Annotated in this window: 20 protein-coding genes; 5 read left to right on the top strand and 15 right to left on the bottom strand. The window is 71.4% G+C overall.

From position 1 onward, the window contains the following. Window positions 1–310 precede the first annotated feature (310 nt). Window positions 311–892, bottom strand: coding sequence for a hypothetical protein (locus KPF22_RS03125; RefSeq protein ID WP_224401182.1), 582 nt, complete (start codon window positions 890–892; stop codon window positions 311–313). A gap of 101 nt (window positions 893–993) precedes the next feature. Between KPF22_RS03125 and KPF22_RS03120 the strand changes: the two genes are divergently transcribed. Both KPF22_RS03120 and KPF22_RS03115 read left to right on the top strand, forming a co-directional pair. Then, entirely contained in the window at window positions 994–1632 is a 639-nt protein-coding gene (locus KPF22_RS03120; RefSeq protein ID WP_224401181.1) for a TetR/AcrR family transcriptional regulator, read from the top strand. Window positions 1633–1731: 99 nt separating this feature from the next. Next, window positions 1732–1998 (top strand): metal-sensitive transcriptional regulator, encoded by a 267-nt coding sequence (locus tag KPF22_RS03115; RefSeq protein WP_224401180.1) that lies wholly within the window; start codon window positions 1732–1734, stop codon window positions 1996–1998. Between the two features lie 399 nt (window positions 1999–2397). On the opposite strand, the gene KPF22_RS03110 is transcribed toward KPF22_RS03115, so the two are convergent. The 5 genes from KPF22_RS03110 to KPF22_RS03095 all read right to left on the bottom strand — a co-directional run bounded on the left by KPF22_RS03110 (window position 2398) and on the right by KPF22_RS03095 (window position 7606). Further along, on the bottom strand, window positions 2398–2997 hold the full coding sequence (locus tag KPF22_RS03110; RefSeq protein ID WP_224401179.1) for a ferritin-like domain-containing protein: 600 nt from the start codon (window positions 2995–2997) through the stop codon (window positions 2398–2400). Further along, a complete protein-coding gene (locus tag KPF22_RS31800) occupies window positions 2979–3107 on the bottom strand; it encodes a hypothetical protein (protein WP_255624143.1) in 129 nt (42 codons plus the stop codon). The genes KPF22_RS03110 and KPF22_RS31800 overlap by 19 nt, the downstream gene beginning before the upstream one ends. Before the next feature lie 261 nt (window positions 3108–3368). Then, window positions 3369–4709, bottom strand: a complete 1341-nt coding sequence (locus KPF22_RS03105; RefSeq protein ID WP_224401178.1) for an MFS transporter — start codon at window positions 4707–4709, stop codon at window positions 3369–3371. An 89-nt stretch (window positions 4710–4798) separates the two neighbouring features. Beyond that, a complete protein-coding gene (locus KPF22_RS03100; RefSeq protein WP_224401177.1) occupies window positions 4799–6847 on the bottom strand; it encodes a Rieske 2Fe-2S domain-containing protein in 2049 nt (682 codons plus the stop codon). 150 nt (window positions 6848–6997) lie between these two features. Next, window positions 6998–7606 (bottom strand): TetR/AcrR family transcriptional regulator, encoded by a 609-nt coding sequence (locus KPF22_RS03095; protein WP_224401176.1) that lies wholly within the window; start codon window positions 7604–7606, stop codon window positions 6998–7000. A gap of 426 nt (window positions 7607–8032) precedes the next feature. Here KPF22_RS03095 and KPF22_RS03090 point away from each other — a divergent pair, with 426 nt between their 5' ends. Both KPF22_RS03090 and KPF22_RS03085 read left to right on the top strand, forming a co-directional pair. Continuing rightward, window positions 8033–8434 (top strand): SCP2 sterol-binding domain-containing protein, encoded by a 402-nt coding sequence (locus KPF22_RS03090; RefSeq protein WP_224401175.1) that lies wholly within the window; start codon window positions 8033–8035, stop codon window positions 8432–8434. A gap of 120 nt (window positions 8435–8554) precedes the next feature. Next, window positions 8555–9004: a hypothetical protein gene (locus KPF22_RS03085; protein WP_224401174.1), complete on the top strand. Its 450-nt coding sequence runs from the start codon at window positions 8555–8557 to the stop codon at window positions 9002–9004. 175 nt (window positions 9005–9179) lie between these two features. Here KPF22_RS03085 and KPF22_RS03080 read toward each other — a convergent pair whose 3' ends face one another. The 9 genes from KPF22_RS03080 to KPF22_RS03040 form a co-directional block, all read right to left on the bottom strand. Further along, window positions 9180–9509 (bottom strand): GNAT family N-acetyltransferase, encoded by a 330-nt coding sequence (locus tag KPF22_RS03080; protein ID WP_224401173.1) that lies wholly within the window; start codon window positions 9507–9509, stop codon window positions 9180–9182. 25 nt (window positions 9510–9534) lie between these two features. Continuing rightward, on the bottom strand, window positions 9535–10914 hold the full coding sequence (locus KPF22_RS03075) for a mycothione reductase (RefSeq protein WP_224401172.1): 1380 nt from the start codon (window positions 10912–10914) through the stop codon (window positions 9535–9537). Between the two features lie 62 nt (window positions 10915–10976). After that, complete coding sequence (locus KPF22_RS03070) at window positions 10977–11744, bottom strand: enoyl-CoA hydratase/isomerase family protein (RefSeq protein ID WP_224401171.1); 768 nt, start codon at window positions 11742–11744, stop codon at window positions 10977–10979. After that, a complete protein-coding gene (paaE, locus tag KPF22_RS03065) occupies window positions 11737–12843 on the bottom strand; it encodes a 1,2-phenylacetyl-CoA epoxidase subunit PaaE (protein ID WP_224401170.1) in 1107 nt (368 codons plus the stop codon). The genes KPF22_RS03070 and paaE overlap by 8 nt, the downstream gene beginning before the upstream one ends. A 51-nt stretch (window positions 12844–12894) precedes the next feature. Then, on the bottom strand, window positions 12895–13398 hold the full coding sequence (gene paaD / locus KPF22_RS03060; RefSeq protein ID WP_224401169.1) for a 1,2-phenylacetyl-CoA epoxidase subunit PaaD: 504 nt from the start codon (window positions 13396–13398) through the stop codon (window positions 12895–12897). A gap of 5 nt (window positions 13399–13403) precedes the next feature. After that, complete coding sequence (paaC, locus tag KPF22_RS03055; protein ID WP_224401168.1) at window positions 13404–14282, bottom strand: 1,2-phenylacetyl-CoA epoxidase subunit PaaC; 879 nt, start codon at window positions 14280–14282, stop codon at window positions 13404–13406. Further along, window positions 14279–14641 (bottom strand): 1,2-phenylacetyl-CoA epoxidase subunit PaaB, encoded by a 363-nt coding sequence (paaB, locus tag KPF22_RS03050; protein ID WP_224402366.1) that lies wholly within the window; start codon window positions 14639–14641, stop codon window positions 14279–14281. The genes paaC and paaB overlap by 4 nt, the downstream gene beginning before the upstream one ends. 23 nt (window positions 14642–14664) lie before the next feature. After that, window positions 14665–15675: a 1,2-phenylacetyl-CoA epoxidase subunit PaaA gene (gene paaA, locus KPF22_RS03045; protein ID WP_224401167.1), complete on the bottom strand. Its 1011-nt coding sequence runs from the start codon at window positions 15673–15675 to the stop codon at window positions 14665–14667. A 78-nt stretch (window positions 15676–15753) separates the two neighbouring features. Continuing rightward, window positions 15754–16383 carry a TetR/AcrR family transcriptional regulator gene (locus KPF22_RS03040; RefSeq protein ID WP_224401166.1) on the bottom strand — a complete coding sequence of 210 codons (630 nt, stop codon included), beginning with the start codon at window positions 16381–16383 and terminating at the stop codon, window positions 15754–15756. Between the two features lie 378 nt (window positions 16384–16761). Between KPF22_RS03040 and KPF22_RS03035 the strand changes: the two genes are divergently transcribed. Continuing rightward, window positions 16762–17997 carry a thiolase family protein gene (locus KPF22_RS03035; protein ID WP_224401165.1) on the top strand — a complete coding sequence of 412 codons (1236 nt, stop codon included), beginning with the start codon at window positions 16762–16764 and terminating at the stop codon, window positions 17995–17997. Window positions 17998–18015: the final 18 nt, after the last annotated feature.

The raw sequence follows: 18015 nt of genomic DNA, 5'->3' as shown, positions 1-18015 counted from the left end.
GCGGGACGGATCTCCACGGCGGAGCCCACCTCGCCGAGGGAGGACTGGAACAGGGTGCGCAGCAGCGCGATGACGTCGACGCCAGGGCGAGCCGACGGCGGTCCGCGGGGCCGGACACCCTCAGACCCCCGTCGTCGAGCCGGAGCGGACGATCGTCGGCACCAGGGCGGCGACGGTCAGGAACAGCGAGACCACCAGCCACGGACCGGTCGGCACACCCATCTGCACCGCCGGCGCGATACCGAGGACGCACCGACGGTTCTCCTCGTCGGCTCCGGCCCGCTCGACGTCGTGGTCGCCGGGGACCCGGTCAGCGGCTTCCCACCACGCGGCCGAGCCGGAGCGCCGAGGCGAGGAAGAAGACGCCGCCGAGCAGGGCGTAGCCGGCGACGCCCGACAGCGACGCCCCCGCACCCGACGCCATGACGACGAACGAGGTGCCCGCGACCACCGACAGGGACCCGCTGGCGATCATCGCGCCCTGCCCGCCCAGCCGCCGGCGCCGCAGCGCGACGACGAGCTGCACGATCCCCGCGACGACCGCCCAGGCGCCCCACACCCGCAGCACCGCCGGCACGCCCGAGGCGAGGGCGACGGCGAGCCCGACCGCGGCGAGCGCACTCAGGACGACGTTGACGTACAGGCCCGGGGCCGCTCCGGTCGCCCGTGACGAGCGGGCGTCGACCACGGCGGCGGCCACGTCGAACAGCGGGTAGAGCACGAGCAGCGCCGCGGTCGACGGGCCGATGTCCGACGCGTTCAGGAACAGCAGGACCGCCCAGACCACCGCGAACCCGGAACGCACCAGGTAGAGCCGCCGCAGGGCGGGCGCGTCGCCCTGCGCGGAGGACGGGCCGTTCGCCGTCCGGTCGGTGGTGTGGGTGCTCGCCATGACGCCTCCAGGTAGAAAGACCGTTCTTCCTTGCTGCGGCGAGCATGGCAGCGGCCGTCACGATGCGCAAGACCGATCGTTCTTTCTGCTAGCCTGCTCGGGTGATCCGCACGACGTCCGACGCCACCGCGGACAGCACCGGCACCACCCCGGCGTCGACCGGGCCGGGACGCTCCGAGGCGCGCGAGCGGCTGCTCGCGACGGCCGGCGGGCTGTTCTACCGCGAGGGCATCCGGGCGGTCGGGGTCGAGCGGATCGTCGCCGAGACCCCGACGACACGCGCCACGTTCTACCGGCACTTCCCGTCGAAGGAGTCGCTCGTCGTCGCCTACCTGCGCGGCGTCGACGCCCACACCCGCGCCGCCCTGCAGGAGACCGCCGGGTCCGCGGCCACCCCGGACGGCGCCGTCCGCGCGATCGGCACCGCCCTGGTCGACGACCTGTCCCGGCCGGAGTTCCGGGGATGCGCGTTCCTGAAGGCCGCCGCCGAGTTCCCCGATCCCGAGGACCCCGTCCGCCGGGTCGTCGCCGAGCACCGCGCCTGGTACGTCGCCACCCTCACCGACCTGTTCGCGCAGGTCTTCGGCTCCTCGCCGCGACGCGGGCGGCCGGACCACGCCGCCCAGCACTTCCTGATGATGCGCGACGGGGCGATGTCCGGCGCCGACATCGACGGGGCGGCCCACGTCGGCGACGCGTTCCACCGCGGACTCGAAGGGCTGCTCACGCTGCTGCACTGAGCACCTGTGCCGACGTCGCACCCGCAGGGTACCCCGGGGGGTACCTTGCCACACAGGGACCGCGCCGCCCGCGGGCCGGTACGAGACGAGGGAGCCTCCATGCAGGTCGAAGCCACAGAACTCACCGACGTGGTCAGCCGCCTGCGTCGCGTGGAGGGTCAGATCGCCGGCGTGATCCGCATGATCGAGGACGGCCGCGACTGCAAGGACGTCGTGACCCAGCTGGCGGCGGCGTCCCGCGCCCTCGACAAGGCAGGCTTCAAGATCATCGCCACCGGGCTCCGGCAGTGCGTGACCGAGAGCGCCGAGGGCGAGCAGTCGGTCGACATGGCCGAGATGGAGCGCCTGTTCCTGTCGCTCGCCTGACCCCGGCCGGGCCCACCACCACCTGTCCTACGCGCCGGCCGGCGCCACCGGCGCCACGGGCGCGGTGTTCACCGGCGGCTCGACGCTCCACGGGTCCACCGGCCGGACCGGCCCGACCTCCGCCGAGGACACGGTCGACCTGACCCACGCGCGGTACCACCCGGTCCGGCACCTGGTCGCCGAACTGCCCGCCGACGCCTCCGTCCTGCCGACCCACGGCTTCGGCAGCTTCTGCTCGGCCACCCCGACCTCCGGCGACGCCTCGACCGTCGGCCCGGGCGCCTACCCGGCGTACTACGTCCACAGGGGTCCGGCCACCGTCGCCGGTCCGGCCCCGGTCGACCTCTCCGCGCCGGAGCCGGACGACCCGGCCGAGCTGCGCCGGCGCATCACGGCCGGTCAGTGGGTCGTCGACCTGCGCTCGCGGACCGCCGGTACGGGCGAACGGACCTCCCCGTCGACCGCTCCGAGGGGCGGAAGGTCCGTGGGCGGAGCGGTCCCGCCCGATCCGTCCGGGGCCCGTCGCCGACGGTGCGCCCAGGTGGGGTCGCCGGTGTGCCCCGGGGTCGCCGGCCGCGGACCGGGGTGTGCGTCGGGTGGGGGCAGCCGGATCTCGGCCCGGCAGCCGGGTCCGTGGTCGACGATCGAGAGCGTGCCGCCCTGGGCGTGCACGAGACCACGGGCGACGGCGAGACCCAGTCCCGCCCAGGCCCGGTCGGTGGGCGTGCGGGCGCCGGTTCCGCGGAACCCGACCTCGAAGATCCGCAGGAGCTCGGCGTCGGGAATGCCGCCGCAGCCGTCCTCCCGGGCGATCTCCTCGGCGTGCTGGCGGCCGAGCTTGGTCTCGAACGAGACCATGTAGCCCCCGGTGACGCCGCCCAGGTCGCCCTTCCCGTCGATCTGGGAGTCCTTCAGACCGTTTCCCGTGAGGGCGCGCAGGTAGAACTCGGCCTCCAGGTACTCGAGGTTGAGGGCGAAGTTCAGCACGAGGCCGGCCACCCCGCTCCGGTCGGACCCGCCACGCGCAGGAACCGCCGGCGGTCCATCGCGTTGTCGGTGCTGCGCTCGATGGAGTCGTTCAGGAACTTCTTGCTGAATCCGTGGAACACGAGAACTCCTCGTGTCGGCCCGACGGGACGACCGGGTCCGGGGCCGTGCCACCGAGATCGGGCTCGGAACGGGCGTCGTACCGGCGCACCTGAACCACCAACGACACACCACCCACGCCGTCCGTCACCCTATCGAGTGATGGACCGCGGACCGTGGGAAGCACGAGGCGGGCTCGCACGGCGATCACCGTGGTTCCGCCGCGGCCAGAACGGCAGCTGCTCCGTGGTCACAGTGCGCTCCAGCTCCGCGCGTCCGCGGGGTCAGGTCGGCAGCCCGCGGCCGACGGTCTCCCGCATCCGCAGTGCAGCGACCGTGCTGATCAACGCGGTCACCACGACGAAGGCGGCCGGGGCGATCGGCGAACCGGTCGCCCCGATCAGCCAGGCCGAGACGAACGGGGTGGTCCCGCCGAACAGGGCGAGAGCCAGCGAGTAGGACACCCCGACGGCCGTCGTCCGCAGGCGGGTCGGGAACATCTCGGCGAACGCGGCCGGGCACGCCCCGCACAGCATCGCCACGAACAGCCAGACCAGCAGCTGTCCGGCGACGATCCCGCCGAAGGTCCCGGTGCCCAGCAGCAGATAGGCGGGGACGGCGGCGCACGCGGTGCCGATCGAGCCCGCGACGATCACCGGCCGGCGACCGACGCGGTCGGACAGCGCCCCGAACAGCGGGATGGCCAGCGAGCCCACGAACGTCGCGAGGAGGATCGCGGGGAACGCGGTCGACGCCGGGAGAGCCAGGACGGTGGTCAGGTAGCTGACCACGAACGCCAGGACGGTGTACGAGCAGACCGCGAAACCGATCGTGATCCCGAACAGCGACAGCAGGCCGCGACGCTGGGTACGCAGGCTCGTCGTGAGCGGACCGGCGTCCGGCGCGGCCGCCGTGCCGGTGAACGCGGGCGACTCGTGGACCCGCAGCCGGATGTAGAGACCGATCGCCAGCAGCGGGAAGCTCAGCAGGAACGGGATCCGCCAGCCCCAGGTCGCGAGGAACTCCGGGGTCGACAACATCCGGACGACGAAGACGACGGCGAGACCGACGAAGGACCCGAGGCACGCAGTGAGGTAGGCGATCGAGCCGTAGAGGCCGCGTCGCCCGGCGGGGGCGAACTCGACGAGGAACGCGGTCGAGGAGCTGAACTCCCCGCCGACGGAAAGACCCTGCGCAGTGCGGGCGAGGGTCAGCAGCAGCGCCGCCCAGATCCCCGCGGTCGCGTAGGTGGGCATGACGCCGATGAGGACGGTCGCCACGCCCATGAGCGTGATGACGACCAGCAGGGTCGGGCGGCGCCCGTGCCGGTCCGCCATGCGGCCGAACACGATCGCGCCGACCGGGCGGGAGGCGAACCCGACCGCGAACACGGAGAACGACGCGAGCAACGAGACCAGCGGGTCGCCGGCGGGGAAGAACAGCGTCGCGAGCACCGCAGCGAGCCCGGCGTAGACGGCGAAGTCGTACCACTCGAGCAGGTTGCCGATCGCGACCGCCGTGACGGCGCGACGGCGCGCCCGGTCCGTCGGGGGCGGCGCGGTCGGTGCCGACGCGACGGCAGACTCGGCGGTGGTGGGGTCGTGGGGCAGCAGGGAGTCGGACATCGGTGTCCTCCATGAGGGCGGGGGATCGCCCGGCCGGGGACGTCCCGGCCGGGGATGGTTCAGGGGGCCGCCTCGTCGGCGGGCGGAGCTCAGAGGTCGAGGTGCAGTTCCGGACCGGCGCAGCGCGACACGCACAGCGCCATCCGGTCGCCGGCCCGCCGCTCCTCGGGGGTCAGGTACGAGTCGCGGTGCTCGATGTCGCCGCCGAGGACCCCGGTCACACAGGTGCCGCAGACGCCCTGCTCGCAGGAACGGTCCGCATCGATCCCCGCCCGGTCCAGGGCGTCGAGCACCGACTCGTCCGTCCCGACCGCGACGGTGGCGCCGGAGCGGGCGAGCACGACGTCGAACCCGGTGGCGCCCGCGGGCACGGCCGGCTCGGCGACGAAGCGCTCGTCGTGGACGGACCCGGGAGGCCGGCCGTGGCGGCGCGCCGCCGCGTGCACGGCGTCGATCAGCCCGGCCGGGCCGCACACGTGGACCCGCTCGTCGTCACCGGGGCGGCCCAGCAGGTCGTCGAGGACGGCCGTCGTCCCGGCCGGATCCAGTCCGAGGTGGGTCCGGGTGTGCGCGGCGAACGGTCCGGTCATGAGAAGGCCGTGGAAGGCGGCACGCTCGACGGAGCGGGCGAAGTAGTGCAGCTCGACGTCGGCACCGGTCGCGTGCAGGCGGCGCAGCATCGCCAGGATCGGGGTGATGCCGATTCCGCCGGCGACGAGAAGGTGGCGCGACGCAGGCCGTAGTGGGAAGTCGTTGCGCGGGCCCGCGACCTCCACGGTGTCACCGACGGCGAGGGCGTGGACCGCCGCGGAACCGCCGCGCGAGTGCGGTTCGCGCTGGACGGCGAGGGCGTAGGTACCGGTGGCGGCGTCGTCGGTCAGCGAGTACTGGCGTACGAGACCGCCGGGGAGGCGGAGGTCGACATGGCTGCCGGGCTCCACGGCGGGCCACGACCCGCCGTCGCGGCGGCGCAGGCGCAGACCCCGGACGCCGACGGCCTCGTCGGTGATCTCGACGACCTCGGCGGCGACGAACCCGCGCCCGACGGTCGCGGGCGTGGCGTCGACGCGATCCTGCGGTGCGGTGTCGGCGTCCAGCAGCCGGTCCATGATCCGGTGCCAGCGCACCACGCCGGCGTCGGTCTCCAGCATCAGGGGCCTCGGCAGGTCGCCGTCGGCCCGGGTGAACGCCTCGATCGTCGCGTGCTGGGCCCGCACCATCGGTTCGTCCTGCTCCTCGAAGGCGAACCGGCGCATGTCCGAGATCTGCAGCCGCATCTGCTCGGTCTCGGTCCCGGGCCGGATGCCCCAGCGCGACGCCGTCGTGAAGTAGTGCGTGCTCGTCGCCGTCTCCGGGGTCAGGATGTGGGTCCCCAGGTAGCCCGCACCCTCGTCCCGCGGACGTCCCGGCGCGGTGACACCGACGTCGAGCAGCAGGTGCGACGGCGGATTCCAGCGGAAGTCGGTCCAGGTGTCGACGGGCTCGCCGTCGGCGCGGAACAGCATGTCGAACATCCCCGGCGGTGGTACCGGACCCGCCTCCCGCACGACGTTGATCGTGTCCCCGTCCTGGCGGACGGTGGTCTGCACGCCCAGCATCTCGGCGTTCCCCAGGATGCCGTCGTGCAGGAAGCTCGTGTGGCTGCAGTCGAGCAGGTTGTCGATGATCAGGTCGAACGGCGCGTCCATCACCAGGTGGTCGCGGCGGGTGTTCGCGTCCTCGGCGTCCAGATTGCCGAAGTCGGGCAGCAGCCGCTCGTCCGGCGCGCGGTCCCCGGCCCACCACCAGATTCCCCCGTGCCGCTCGACGACGGTGTGCGCCCGGACCGCCGCGGCGGCCGGGACGCTGCCGTCGCCGTGCGGGTTGCGCACGCACGCCCCGCCGGTGTCGAACTCCAGACCGTGGTAGCCGCACGCGATCGTCGAACCGTCGAACCGGCCCCGCGACAGCGGGGCGAACCGGTGCGGGCACCGGTCGTCCAGGGCACTCACCGCCCCCTCGGCATCGCGGATCAGCAGCAACGGCCGTTCGAGGACCGTGCGGGCGAGCATGTCGCCCGGCTTCAGGTCGCCCGACCAGGCCACCAGGTACCAGGTGTTGCGCAGGAACTGCATGACGCCACGGACCTCCTCGTCCACGCAATAGCTGAACTGCGTAGTACAGGAATGCACCCCGGATGCGTGCGCGTCAACGCCCGGCCGCCGCCGGTGCGATCCGGGCCGTGTCGTGACCTGCGATGAGAGGTTCGGACGGGCCGATACAGAGGCGATCGGTCCGAATCGTCCGGGTCAGCCCGGCGGCGCGGCGCGGTGCGGGCGCAAGAACTCGTCGATGACGCCGGCCGCCCACCCGGGCCCCACCGGGCGCCCCGCGAGGTGGTCGGCGTAGAGGCTCCCGAGCAGCATGCTCACGACGCGCTCGACGTCGAGGCCGGCGTCGAGCTCGCCCCGCTCGACACCGGCGCGCAGCACCGCGGCCAGCAGCGACCGGCGAGGCAGCAGGGTACTGGCCCGGATCGTGGCGAGCAGCTCCCCGGAACGGGGTTCCTCGGCCAGACAGTTGCCGATGATCGCCATTCCGCCGACCTCGTCGTACTGGCGGCACATCGCGTCGAGGTGGGCGACGAGGTCGTCGCGCACGACACCGATCGGGTCGGGGACGTGCTCGACCTGCAGCCGGTTGAGCGCTGCGCCGATCAGCTCGGACTTGCTCGCCCACCTGGTGTAGACGGTCACCTTGGACACGCCCGCATCGGCCGCGACCCGGTCCATGGAGGTGCCGGCGATGCCGGCGACGGCGAGCAGCCGAACCGTCGCGTCGAGCACCGCGACATCCTTGGAGCGGTCGCGGGGCCGGCCCCGGCGGGGCCGGGGGGAGTTGCCGTCGATGCTCACCATCTCGACGATAGATCGCACGCCCGGAGGCCCGGGCACCCCGGGCCCGATTGTGCCGGGCCCGCCGTCTCCCGGTCCCTCGCCGTGTCCTCCTCCACGACCGTCAGCACCGCCCTGGCGGTCCCCGGTGCATCGTGTGTCCGCGCACGGTCCGTCTCGGCCCACACCGACGAAAGCCTGATCCTCCGCCGTCGGGTCGACACACGCGCCCACCGCCCGAGTCAGACCCCGCGACAGGAGAGCACCGACCAGTGGTCGATCACGTCAACCACTCCGAACGAGGAGAGGACCGACCGGTTTGAGCCGTTGTCGACGGAGGTTGCATCTGCCGGAGTCCCCAGAATGCGACGTAGCCGGCGGCTCTCCCCGCTCCCATCGCGGGATCACACCGGCAACCTCGGTACGACGATGTCAAGAGGAGCAAACCGCATGGCACTCACGTTCCTGTCCGACGAGTGGTGCGCCGCCGCTATGGAGGCCATCAACGCCAACCAGGCCGTGTACGACGGGTTCCAGGACCCCGAAAGTTTCGATCACCCGATGTTCCTCGGGCTGCAGGACAAGGACGTCACGACGTACTTCACCTTCAAGGGCGGCAAGCTCACCGAGTGGAGCAACACGCCGTCCACCGGCACGGTCGACTTCGGCCTGGTGTCGAAGGTCGAGTACTACCGCGAGGCCGCCGAGGGGAGGTCGGAGGCGGGGAAGCTACTCATGGGCGGCCAGCTGAAGCTGGTGGAGGGCAACGTTCAGCTCGCCATCCGCAACGCCGAGGCCTTCAACCACTTCCTGCGGACGTTCGGTCAGATCGACACCGACTGGGACGTCTGATTCCCCTGGCGTGACACGTCGATCGCGGGCGACGGCTCACGATCACCACGCCCGCCCGCCTCGGCAGTCCCGCTGTTGCCCGGACGGCGCACCGCGTCGTCTCCTAGATCGGATCCAGACATGGCCGATGACACGCAGACGTACACCGTCACGTGCCACGACGGCGACGAGGCCAATGGCGTCGCCAACATCCTGAGCATGCTGCTCGCACAGAACTTCGCCGCCAAGCCCGAACTGGTCCGCGTCGCCCGAAGCATGTCCCGGCCGGTGGCCGTGATCAGCACGGACACCGGGACCCAGGCGACCGTCGAGTTCTCGCACCACGGCGTGACCCTCCGGAACGGTGTCCACGGCGATCCCAGCGTGGCTGTGCACGCCACCGTCGACCAGATCCTCGACGTGTCCCAGCTCAGGATGAAGGCAGGCGGCCTCGCACCCGTCGGGTTCTTCACCAGGCGTGGGGCGAAGGTCCTGGGGCAGATCCTCGGCGGAGAGCTCGTCGTCAAGGGTCTGCTCACGCACACCGTGGCGTCGCTTCGCACCATCGCTCTGCTCTCCGTCGCCGACTGAGAGCGCCGGTCGGAGCACCCCGGATCACAGGTAGGCCCCGGTTCCGTCGGAACCGGGGCCTACCTGTGATCGGTCGATACCGGCGAGGCGGCGCGCTGTCGGTGTCGCACCTGGCGTCTCGTCCCGGGAGATCCGGGTGGCTGCTCGACGCTGCCGTCCGGCCCGCCGCGCGGCCTCAGCCCTGAGCGCCCTCGGCCGCCTGGATCGCGTCCGTGGTCACGGGATCGACGACGTCCTCGAACTCCCGGTGCCTGCCGAGCCAACGCTGGACGTACTCACACACGGGAACGATGCGCCATCCGTCTCGCCGTGACTCCTCGACCGCCGAGGCGACGAGCGTCCCCGCCAGGCCGCGCCCCCCGTAGGCACTGTCGATCTCGGTGTGGTGCAGGATTCGCCGTCCTCCGCGGTCGATGTACAGGAGCCGACCCGCCGAGTGCCCGTCGACGGTGATCTCGAAGCGGTCTTCGGCGCCGTTCCTGTTCACAGCGATGTCTGCGGACATCCCACTCTCCCTGTCCGTCATCTGTTCAGAACTCGAGTCCCAGGAGGGCGTTCTCGACGACCTCGGGCAGGGCCGGGTGGATCCAGTACTGCCGACGGACGAGCTCGCGAACGTCCTGCTCGTAGGCCATGGCCTGGATCAGCAGCTGGATCAGCGTCGATGCCTCGGGACCGATGATGTGGGCCCCCAGCAACAGTCCGCTGGTGCGGTCGGCAATGAGCTTGACGAAGCCCGTCGTGTCCTCCAGCGCCCAGCCGTACGCGACATCGGCGAAGCGCTGGATCGCGACGGCGTGGTCCAGGCCCAGGTCCTTGCACTGGCGCTCGGTCATTCCGACGCTCGCGATCGGAGGGGTGGTGAACACCGCCGACGGCACGAACCGGTGATCGGTACGGCGCAGGTCGTCGGGGTGGAGCAGGTTGTGGGCGACGACCCTCTTCTCGTGGTTGGCGACGTGCTTGAGCTGGAACGGCGAGCTGACATCGCCGATCGCGAAGATCCCGTCGACCGGGGTCCGCTGGTACTCGTCGACCACGACGCGGCCGTCCGGATGCAGTGGGATCCCGGCGTTCTCGACCTCGAGCAGATCGCCGTTCGGACGCCGGCCGGTCGCGACGAGCAAGGTGTCCGCCTCCACCACCGAGCCGTCGGACAGCTCGACCCGGATGTCGCCGGGCGTACCGGTCAGCGCGGTGACCCGGGCGCCGAGCCTGACGTCCCACCGTTCCTGGGCCATCCGCGTGAAGGCTGCGGACACGTCCTCGTCCTCGCGGCGCAGCAGCGCGGGGCCCTGGCTGACAACGGTCACGGCCGAGCCGAGTGCGGAGAAGACGTGTGCGAACTCCGCACCGATGAAGCCCCCACCGAGAACGACGAGCCGCCCTGGTACCTCGGACAGGCGCATGACGGTGTCGGAGGTCTCGAACGGCACGCCGGACTCCGCGACGACCTCCGGCACGTCGGGCCTGGCGCCCGCGGCGATGAGGATCCGGTCCGCCGTGAACTCGTCGGTGGCTCCCCCGGGCAGGTCGACCCGGACCGCATGCGGGCCGGTGAAGTGCGCGCTGCCCTCGTAGGTGGTGACGTTGGGCGTCCGGACCGGATCGTTCCGGTACTCACGGACCCCCTCGGAGATGGGGTCGATCCGACCGAAGATCCGCTCCCGGATGTCTGCCCACCGCACCTTGTCCACGGTGGCGTCGATGCCGTACCGGTGCGCCTCGCGGACGGTGTCCGCGACGTGCGCAGCGTGCACGTACATCTTGGTGGGGATGCAACCGACGTTCAGACAGGTCCCGCCGAAGCGCCCGTGCTCGACGACGGCTACGTCGAGATGGTCGAACCTGCTGTCGATGATCGAGCTTCCGGAACCGGCCCCGATGACGGCCAAATCGTGGTGACGCACGCGCTCACACTACCAGAGACTACTTAGTTATTAACTACTTAGTTCTATGGTATTCGACCCGGTCAGGCGCGGAAGGTCGGCGTGCGCTTCTCCTGGAACGCAGCGACACCTTCACGGAGGTCCGGCCCGTCGAACAACGAGCGCTGGCCCCTCGACTCCCGGGCCAGCGCTCCGTGAAGGGACTCGCCGGTCTCGACGAACGCCGACTTGACCGTGGACAGGGCCGGCCGCGAGCGTGCCGCGAGTGCGGCGGCCCGGCCCTGCGCGATCTCCAGCGCGGTGCCCGGGTCGACGACGTGGTCGACGAGGCCGATGTCTTCCGCGCGCTCGGCCCCGACCACGTTGCCGAACAGCAGCATCTCCCTGGCGCGGCCGCTACCGACACGCTGCGGAAGGCTCCAGAAGATGCCGCCGTCACCCGCGAGGCCGACAGCGCCGAAGGAAGCACACAGCCGGGCGTCCCGGGCCGCGACGACGTGGTCGCACGCAGCTGCCAGGGAGAGGCCGGCCCCGTAGGCCCCGCCCTCGACGGCGGCCACCACGGGAAGCGGTCCGGCGACGACGGCCTCGACGAGATCGGCCAGCACCTGCAGCCGGTGCACCGTGGGCTGCTCGTCGTCCAGCATGGCCGAGATGTCGCCGCCCGAGCAGAAGAACCCTCCGGCACCGGCGAGCACGATGACACGGACCTCGTCGTCGGCCATCGCGTCGACGACCGCATCCCGCAGCTCACGGCGGAGTGCGGCCGAGAGGGCGTTGCGCCGACGAGGATCGTCGAGTGTGAGCGTGCGGACACCGGCGAGGTCCGCGACCCGGACGAGTTCAGGCATCGAAGTCGATCGTCACGGTGTCCGACACCGGCCGCGTCTGGCAGGTGAGCACGAACCCCGCGGCCACCTCGTCGTCCTCGAGAGCGAAGTTTCGGCGCATCTCGATCTCACCGTCGACGACCCTCGCCCGGCATGTGCCGCAGACCCCACCCTTGCACGCGAACGGGAGGTCCCCGCGGACCTTCTGCGCGGCATCGAGGACGAACTCGTTGCGCGGCAGCGACAGCGTGGTCGACCGTCCGTTGAGGACGACGGTGACGTCACTACCGGTGCCGTCGGCCGGTTCCTCCTCGTCGTCGCGGCGCAGTTCCGGCGGCGGCTCACCGACGTAGAAGAGCTCGCGGTGGATCCTCTTCCCGTCTACTCCGAGTTCCCCCAGAACCGTGCCGGCGTCGTCGGTCATCCCCAGCGGGCCGCACAGCCACCACTCGTCCACGCCGTCGACATCGACGAGGGCGGTCAGCAGGATGCGCAACCGCTCGGCGTCGAGACGCCCGTTGAGGATCTCGGCCTCGGTGGGTTCCCGCGAGAGCACGGTGAGCAGGTGAAGACGCGGACCGTAGGCGTTCTTGAGGTCGGCGAGCTCCTCGGTGAACATCACCGTGTCGGTGCGCCTGTTGCCGTAGACGAGGGTGACCCGGGTGTCGGCGTGTGCCGCCAGCACGGATCCCGCGATCGACAGCATCGGGGTGATGCCGGATCCTGCGGCGACGAGCCCGTAGTGGGCACCGGCCCGCAGCTCAGGCGTGAACGATCCGCTCGGCGGCCCGACCTCGATCTGGTCCCCGGCGGCCACCGCGTCCACGAGCCACTCGGAGAACAGGCCGCCGTCGACCCTGCGGACACCGACCCGCGGTGCGGTTCCGGCCGACGAACAGATCGAGTAGGACCGGCGCTCCTCACTGCCGTCGACGCTCTTCCGCAGGGTGAGGTACTGGCCCGGGCGAAAGTCGTAGTGGGTCCGCAACTCCTCCGGCACCTCGAAGCTGACCGCGACCGCGTCGTCGCACAGCCGCTCGACGCTGCTCACGGCCAGGTGGTGGAAGCCCTCGGGCAATCCGGTTCCGGGTTCCGAGTGGGAAAGATCGGTGACAGTCATGGCGTCCTCCGGCGCAGCGGCATCGTCGAGTCGATCGGATGGGGCCGCACCTCAGATCTCCTTCATGTGCTCGAACGGCTCCCGGCAGGCGGTGCACCGGCGCAGGGCGGTGCACGCGGTCGGTCCGAAACGGGAGAACTCCTCGGTGGCCGGTGACCCGCACTGCGGGCAGCACACGACGGCCGACGGCGGGTCCAGCGTCAGCGGGACCGGCCCCGGAGCGTGCGGTGTGGCCCGGCCGGGCGGTGCGACGCCGGCCTCGGCGAGCTTGCGCCGCCCTGTCTCGCTGATCCAGTCGGTGCTCCAGGCGGGCGCGAGGACCGTACGCACCTCGACACCGCTGTAGCCGGCGTCGGTGAGGGCACGCGCGATGTCCGCCCGCATCTCCTCGATCGCCGGACAGCCGGAGTAGGTCGGGGTGATGGTGACCACGACATGGCCGTCACGCTCGGACACCGACCGGATCACCCCGAGGTCGTCGAGTGTCAGCATCGGCATCTCGGGGTCGAGCACTCCGGCGACGACGTCGCGGGCACCCAGATCCGGGAGGGTCATGACCGTCACCACGTTGCCGCAGGGTGCTTGCGAGCGAGGCTCTGCAGGACCGCAAGAACGTGCTCGAGGGCCTCGGTGTGCACGCCCTGGCGGCCGCCGCGGCCCCCGATCGTGCCGGTGGGCGGGATTTGCGGCACGGTCAGCGTGGCGCGCCCGATCACCTGCGCGAGGACGGCGTCGACCTCCTCACGGGTGTCCGCCGGGTCGACGGCGACACCGGCGTCGACCAGGCGTCGCTCGGTGTCGGTGGTGCGGAACAGCTCGCCGAGGTGCGGCCACACCCACTCCAGCGCCTCCTGCATCCGCTCGTGCGACTCCGGCGTGCCGTCGCCGAGGCGCAGCGTCCACCGCGCGGCGTGGTCGCGGTGGTAGGTGACCTCCTTGACCCCCTTCGCGGCGACGGCGGCGACCACCGGGTCGGCCGAGCCCTGCAGCCGGTACAGCAGTGCCAGGCGCCAGGTGGAGAACACCAGCAGCCGGGCGATCGCGCGGGCGAAGTCCAGGTCGTCGGACGGCTCGACGAGCCCGACGCAGCGGAACTCCGACACCTCGCGCCAGTAGGCCAGCGCGTCCTCGTCGCGGCCGGTCAGGTGCCCGGCGCGCGACAGCAGCACCCGGGCCTGGCCGAGCAGGTCGAGCGCGGTGTTGGCGAGCGCGACCTCCTCCTCCAGCTCCGGGGCGTTGGAGACCCACTCGGTCAGCCGGTGGGACAGGACCAGAGCGTCGTCACCGAGCATCAGGCAGTACTGCGCGAGGTCCGCCGGATCGGTGCCCGTGGGAACCGGCGCGACGATGTCCGCCTCGCTGTCCTCGAACCCCGACCCGAACGCCCACCGCGGGTCGTCGCCGTCGGTGGTGAGGCCGTCATAGACCGAACCGCTCACAGGTGCGGCACCTCCTCGGGGATCGCGTAGAACGTCGGGTGCCGGTAGACCTTGTCCCCGCTCGGGGCGAAGAACGGGTCCTTCTCGTCCGGGCTGGACGCGGTGATCGCCTCGGCGCGCACCACCCAGATGCTCACGCCCTCGTTGCGGCGGGTGTAGACGTCGCGGGCGTTGTGCAGGGCCATCTCGTCGTCCGCGGCGTGCAGCGACCCGACGTGGACGTGGTTGAGCCCGCGCTTGCCGCGCACGAACACCTCGTAGAGCGGCCACGCGCGACGGCTCGGCCGCTCGCCCTGCCCGGTCTCGACACCCGTCGTCGGCACGGCGCCGTGGCCGCCCTCCGCGGTCACCTCGGTGATGTCGGTGCTGTCCTCGCTCGGGATCACGCCCGGCCCCCCTCGGTGCTCGTGCCTGCACTCGCTCCCGCGCCCGGCCGGGTGCTCATCGCCCGCGCAGCCTCCTTGTCGGCGTAGGCGCGGGCCGCCTCACGCACCCACGCGCCGCCCTCGTGGGCACGGCGCCGGTGGTCCAGCCGCTGCCGGTTCGCCGGCCCCGCCCCGGAGACCACGGCGGTGAACTCCGACCAGTCCGGCTCACCGAAGTCGTGCGCCTGCCGCTCGGAGTTCCAGCGCAGGTCCGGGTCGGGCAACGTGACACCCAGCACCGCCGCCTGCGGGACGGTCATGTCCACGAACCGCTGGCGCAGCTCGTCGTTGGTGTGGCGCTTGATACCCCACGCCATCGACTGGTGGGTGTTGGGCGAGTCGCCGTCGGCCGGGCCGAACATCATCAGCGACGGCCACCACCAGCGGTCCACCGACTCCTGCACCATGCGCTTCTGCGCCTCGGTCCCCGCGGTCAGCGCGAGCAGCGACTCATAGCCCTGACGCTGGTGGAACGACTCCTCCTTGCAGATGCGGATCATCGCCCGGGCGTAGGGCCCGTAGGAACAGCGGCACAGCGGGACCTGGTTCGCGATCGCCGCGCCGTCGACCAGCCACCCGATGACGCCGATGTCGGCCCAGGACAACGTCGGATAGTTGAAGATCGAGCTGTACTTCTGCTTGGAGTCGATCAGCTTCTCGGTGAGCTCCTCGCGGTCGACACCGAGAGTCTCCGCGGCCGCATAAAGGTACATACCGTGGCCGGCCTCGTCCTGCACCTTGGCCAGCAGGATCGCCCGTCGCCGCAGCGACGGCGCACGCAACAGCCAGTTGCCCTCCGGCTGCATCCCGATGATCTCCGAGTGCGCGTGCTGGGCGATCTGGCGGACCAACGTCCTGCGATAGGCCTCGGGCATCCAGTCCCGCGGCTCGATCCGCTGGTCCGCCGCGATCGTCGCGTCGAACCGCTGCTCGAGATCTGTAGGAGTGCGTTCGTCGGTCGCCGTCATCAGCCTCGCCTCTACTACCGAATGTTCGTTCGGCCAATGATGGCGCAGCGCCCCTCCGCGCGCAAGCGCATCATCGGATCAGGCGGGGCGGATGATTCCGCTGGAAACGAGATCGACGATCCGGTCGGGGAGTTGTAGCGCGTCGGCCCGTCCCGGCCGGTACCACTCGATGAGCGAGTTGACCGTCCCCGAGAGGACGCGCGCCGCCAGCCAGGGGTCGACGTCGTCGCCCATCTCGCCGTCGGCGACGGCGTCGGCGACGAGCGAGGCGATGGTGGCGTCGAACGCCTTCCGCCGGGCGAGCGCCCAGCGCTCGACGTCGGTGTTGCCACGCACCCGGAGGAGCAGCGTCACGTACGGGAGCTCGGCCATGAGCACCTCGACCTGCCGCTTGATGATGTGCCGCAAGCGCTCGAGAGCACTCCCCTCCTGCGCCGTGGGTTCCTCCAGAATGCCGAACAACTGATCCAGGGCGCGCTCCAGCGCCGCACGGAGCAGCCCTTCCTTGCCCTCCACGTGGTTGTAGAAGGAGGACTTCGTGATACCCGCGGTCCGCGCCAGATGATCCATGCTGGTCGCGTCGTAGCCACGCGTGTTGAACTCCGCCACCGCGATCGGCAGCAGGGACTCGAAGTCGTAGGTGGGCCGTCGTCCTCCGGGGGAGCCACGACCCTGCCGACGTGGCGGAGCGGTCTCGGTCGGCTCCATCAGCAACTCCCATTCCGGCGCGTCAAGGTTACCGAATGATCGTTCATGGAGGGCTCTCGCTTCTCTCCGTACCGGCTCGCGCAGCCGCGACCGAGGACGTGCGACAGGCCCTGGAGACGACCCGACGCGTCGGGGATCACACGGCCGGGTGGCTGTCGCAACCGCCCCCTCCTCGACTCGAACTGCAGTTTCAGCTGGTCAGAATCGCCGAAAGCCGTCCGCCGGCGAGCACGTCGGTGGCGATCGTCGACCGCCGTCGCGTCACGCAGATGTTCTGCCGAGGCGGAGTAGTCCTTCTGGAGCCAGCCGTCCAATGCTAGCTTTCCCTCGGCGACCGAATGGTCGTTCGTCGACGATGCCGGAGGAGGGCTGCGGCCCATGGATGACGTCTATCTCGTCGCGGGTGCTCGCACGCCCCAGGGGAAGTACGGCGGTGCGCTGGCCGCGGTACGTCCTGACGACCTCGCCGCTCTCGTCGTGGGCGAGGTGGTGAGACGCGCCGGCGCAGCTCCGGACCGGATCGACGAGGTCGTCCTCGGTGCCGCGAACCAGGCCGGCGAGGACAACCGCAACGTCGCACGCATGGCGGCGCTGCTCGCCGGACTGCCCCACTCCGTCCCGGGCTACACCGTGAACAGGCTGTGTGCCAGCGGCCTGACCGCCATCACCTCCGCGGCACAGTCGATCGCCTCCGGTGAAGCGGACCTGGTCGTCGCAGGCGGCGTGGAGTCGATGACCCGTGCGCCGTGGGTGATGGCCAAGCCGGGGACTCCGTGGGCCAAGCCCGGCGAGGTCGCGGACACCGCGCTCGGCTGGCGGTTCACCAACCCGCGCTTCCGGTCGATGGACGAGAGCGCTCCGGCGGTGCACACCGAGCACGACGGCCCGGCGACGTTGTCGATGGGCGAGACCGCCGAGGAGGTCGCCCTCCTGGACGGCATCACGCGGGAGGAGTGCGACGCGTTCGCATTGCGGAGCCACGAGCGCGCCGTCGCAGCGTCCAAGGACGGCAGGTTCGACGACGAGATCGTCCCCGTACCCGTCCCCCAGCGTAAGGGTGACCCCGTCGTGGTCACAGCCGACGAGGGCCCTCGCCCGGACGCGTCGGCCGAGTCGCTCGGCCGGCTCAGGCCGGTGTTCCGCAAGGACGGGGTGGTGACAGCGGGAAACTCCTCCCCTCTCTCCGACGGTGCCGCTGCTGTCGTGATCGCCAGCGGTCGGGCTGTGCGCGAGCAGGGGCTCCTGCCGATAGCCCGCATCGTGACCGGCACGAGCGCCGGTGTCGCGCCGCACGTGATGGGACTGGGCCCGGTGCCCGCGACTGCGAAGGCTCTCGACCGGGCCGGATGGACTGCCGCCGATCTCGACGCCGTCGAGCTCAACGAAGCGTTCGCAACCCAGTCACTCGCCTCCGTGCGCAGGCTCGGACTCGACCCCGACACCGTGAACGCCGACGGCGGCGCGATCGCGCTCGGCCATCCGCTCGGGTGCTCCGGCGCTCGGATCACCGTCACCCTGGCCCATCGCCTCCGCCGAGAGGGCGGCCGGCGCGGCCTCGCGTCGATGTGTGTCGGCGTCGGCCAGGGCGCCGCGCTGTTGATCGAGACCGTCTGACCGTACGACCACGGAGAC

The organism is Pseudonocardia sp. ICBG1034, from assembly GCF_020131375.1.
Taxonomy (GTDB): Bacteria; Actinomycetota; Actinomycetes; order Mycobacteriales; family Pseudonocardiaceae; genus Pseudonocardia; species Pseudonocardia alni.
Note: the sequence above shows the minus strand (reverse complement) of the source record. Positions and strands in the feature narration are given on the sequence as shown.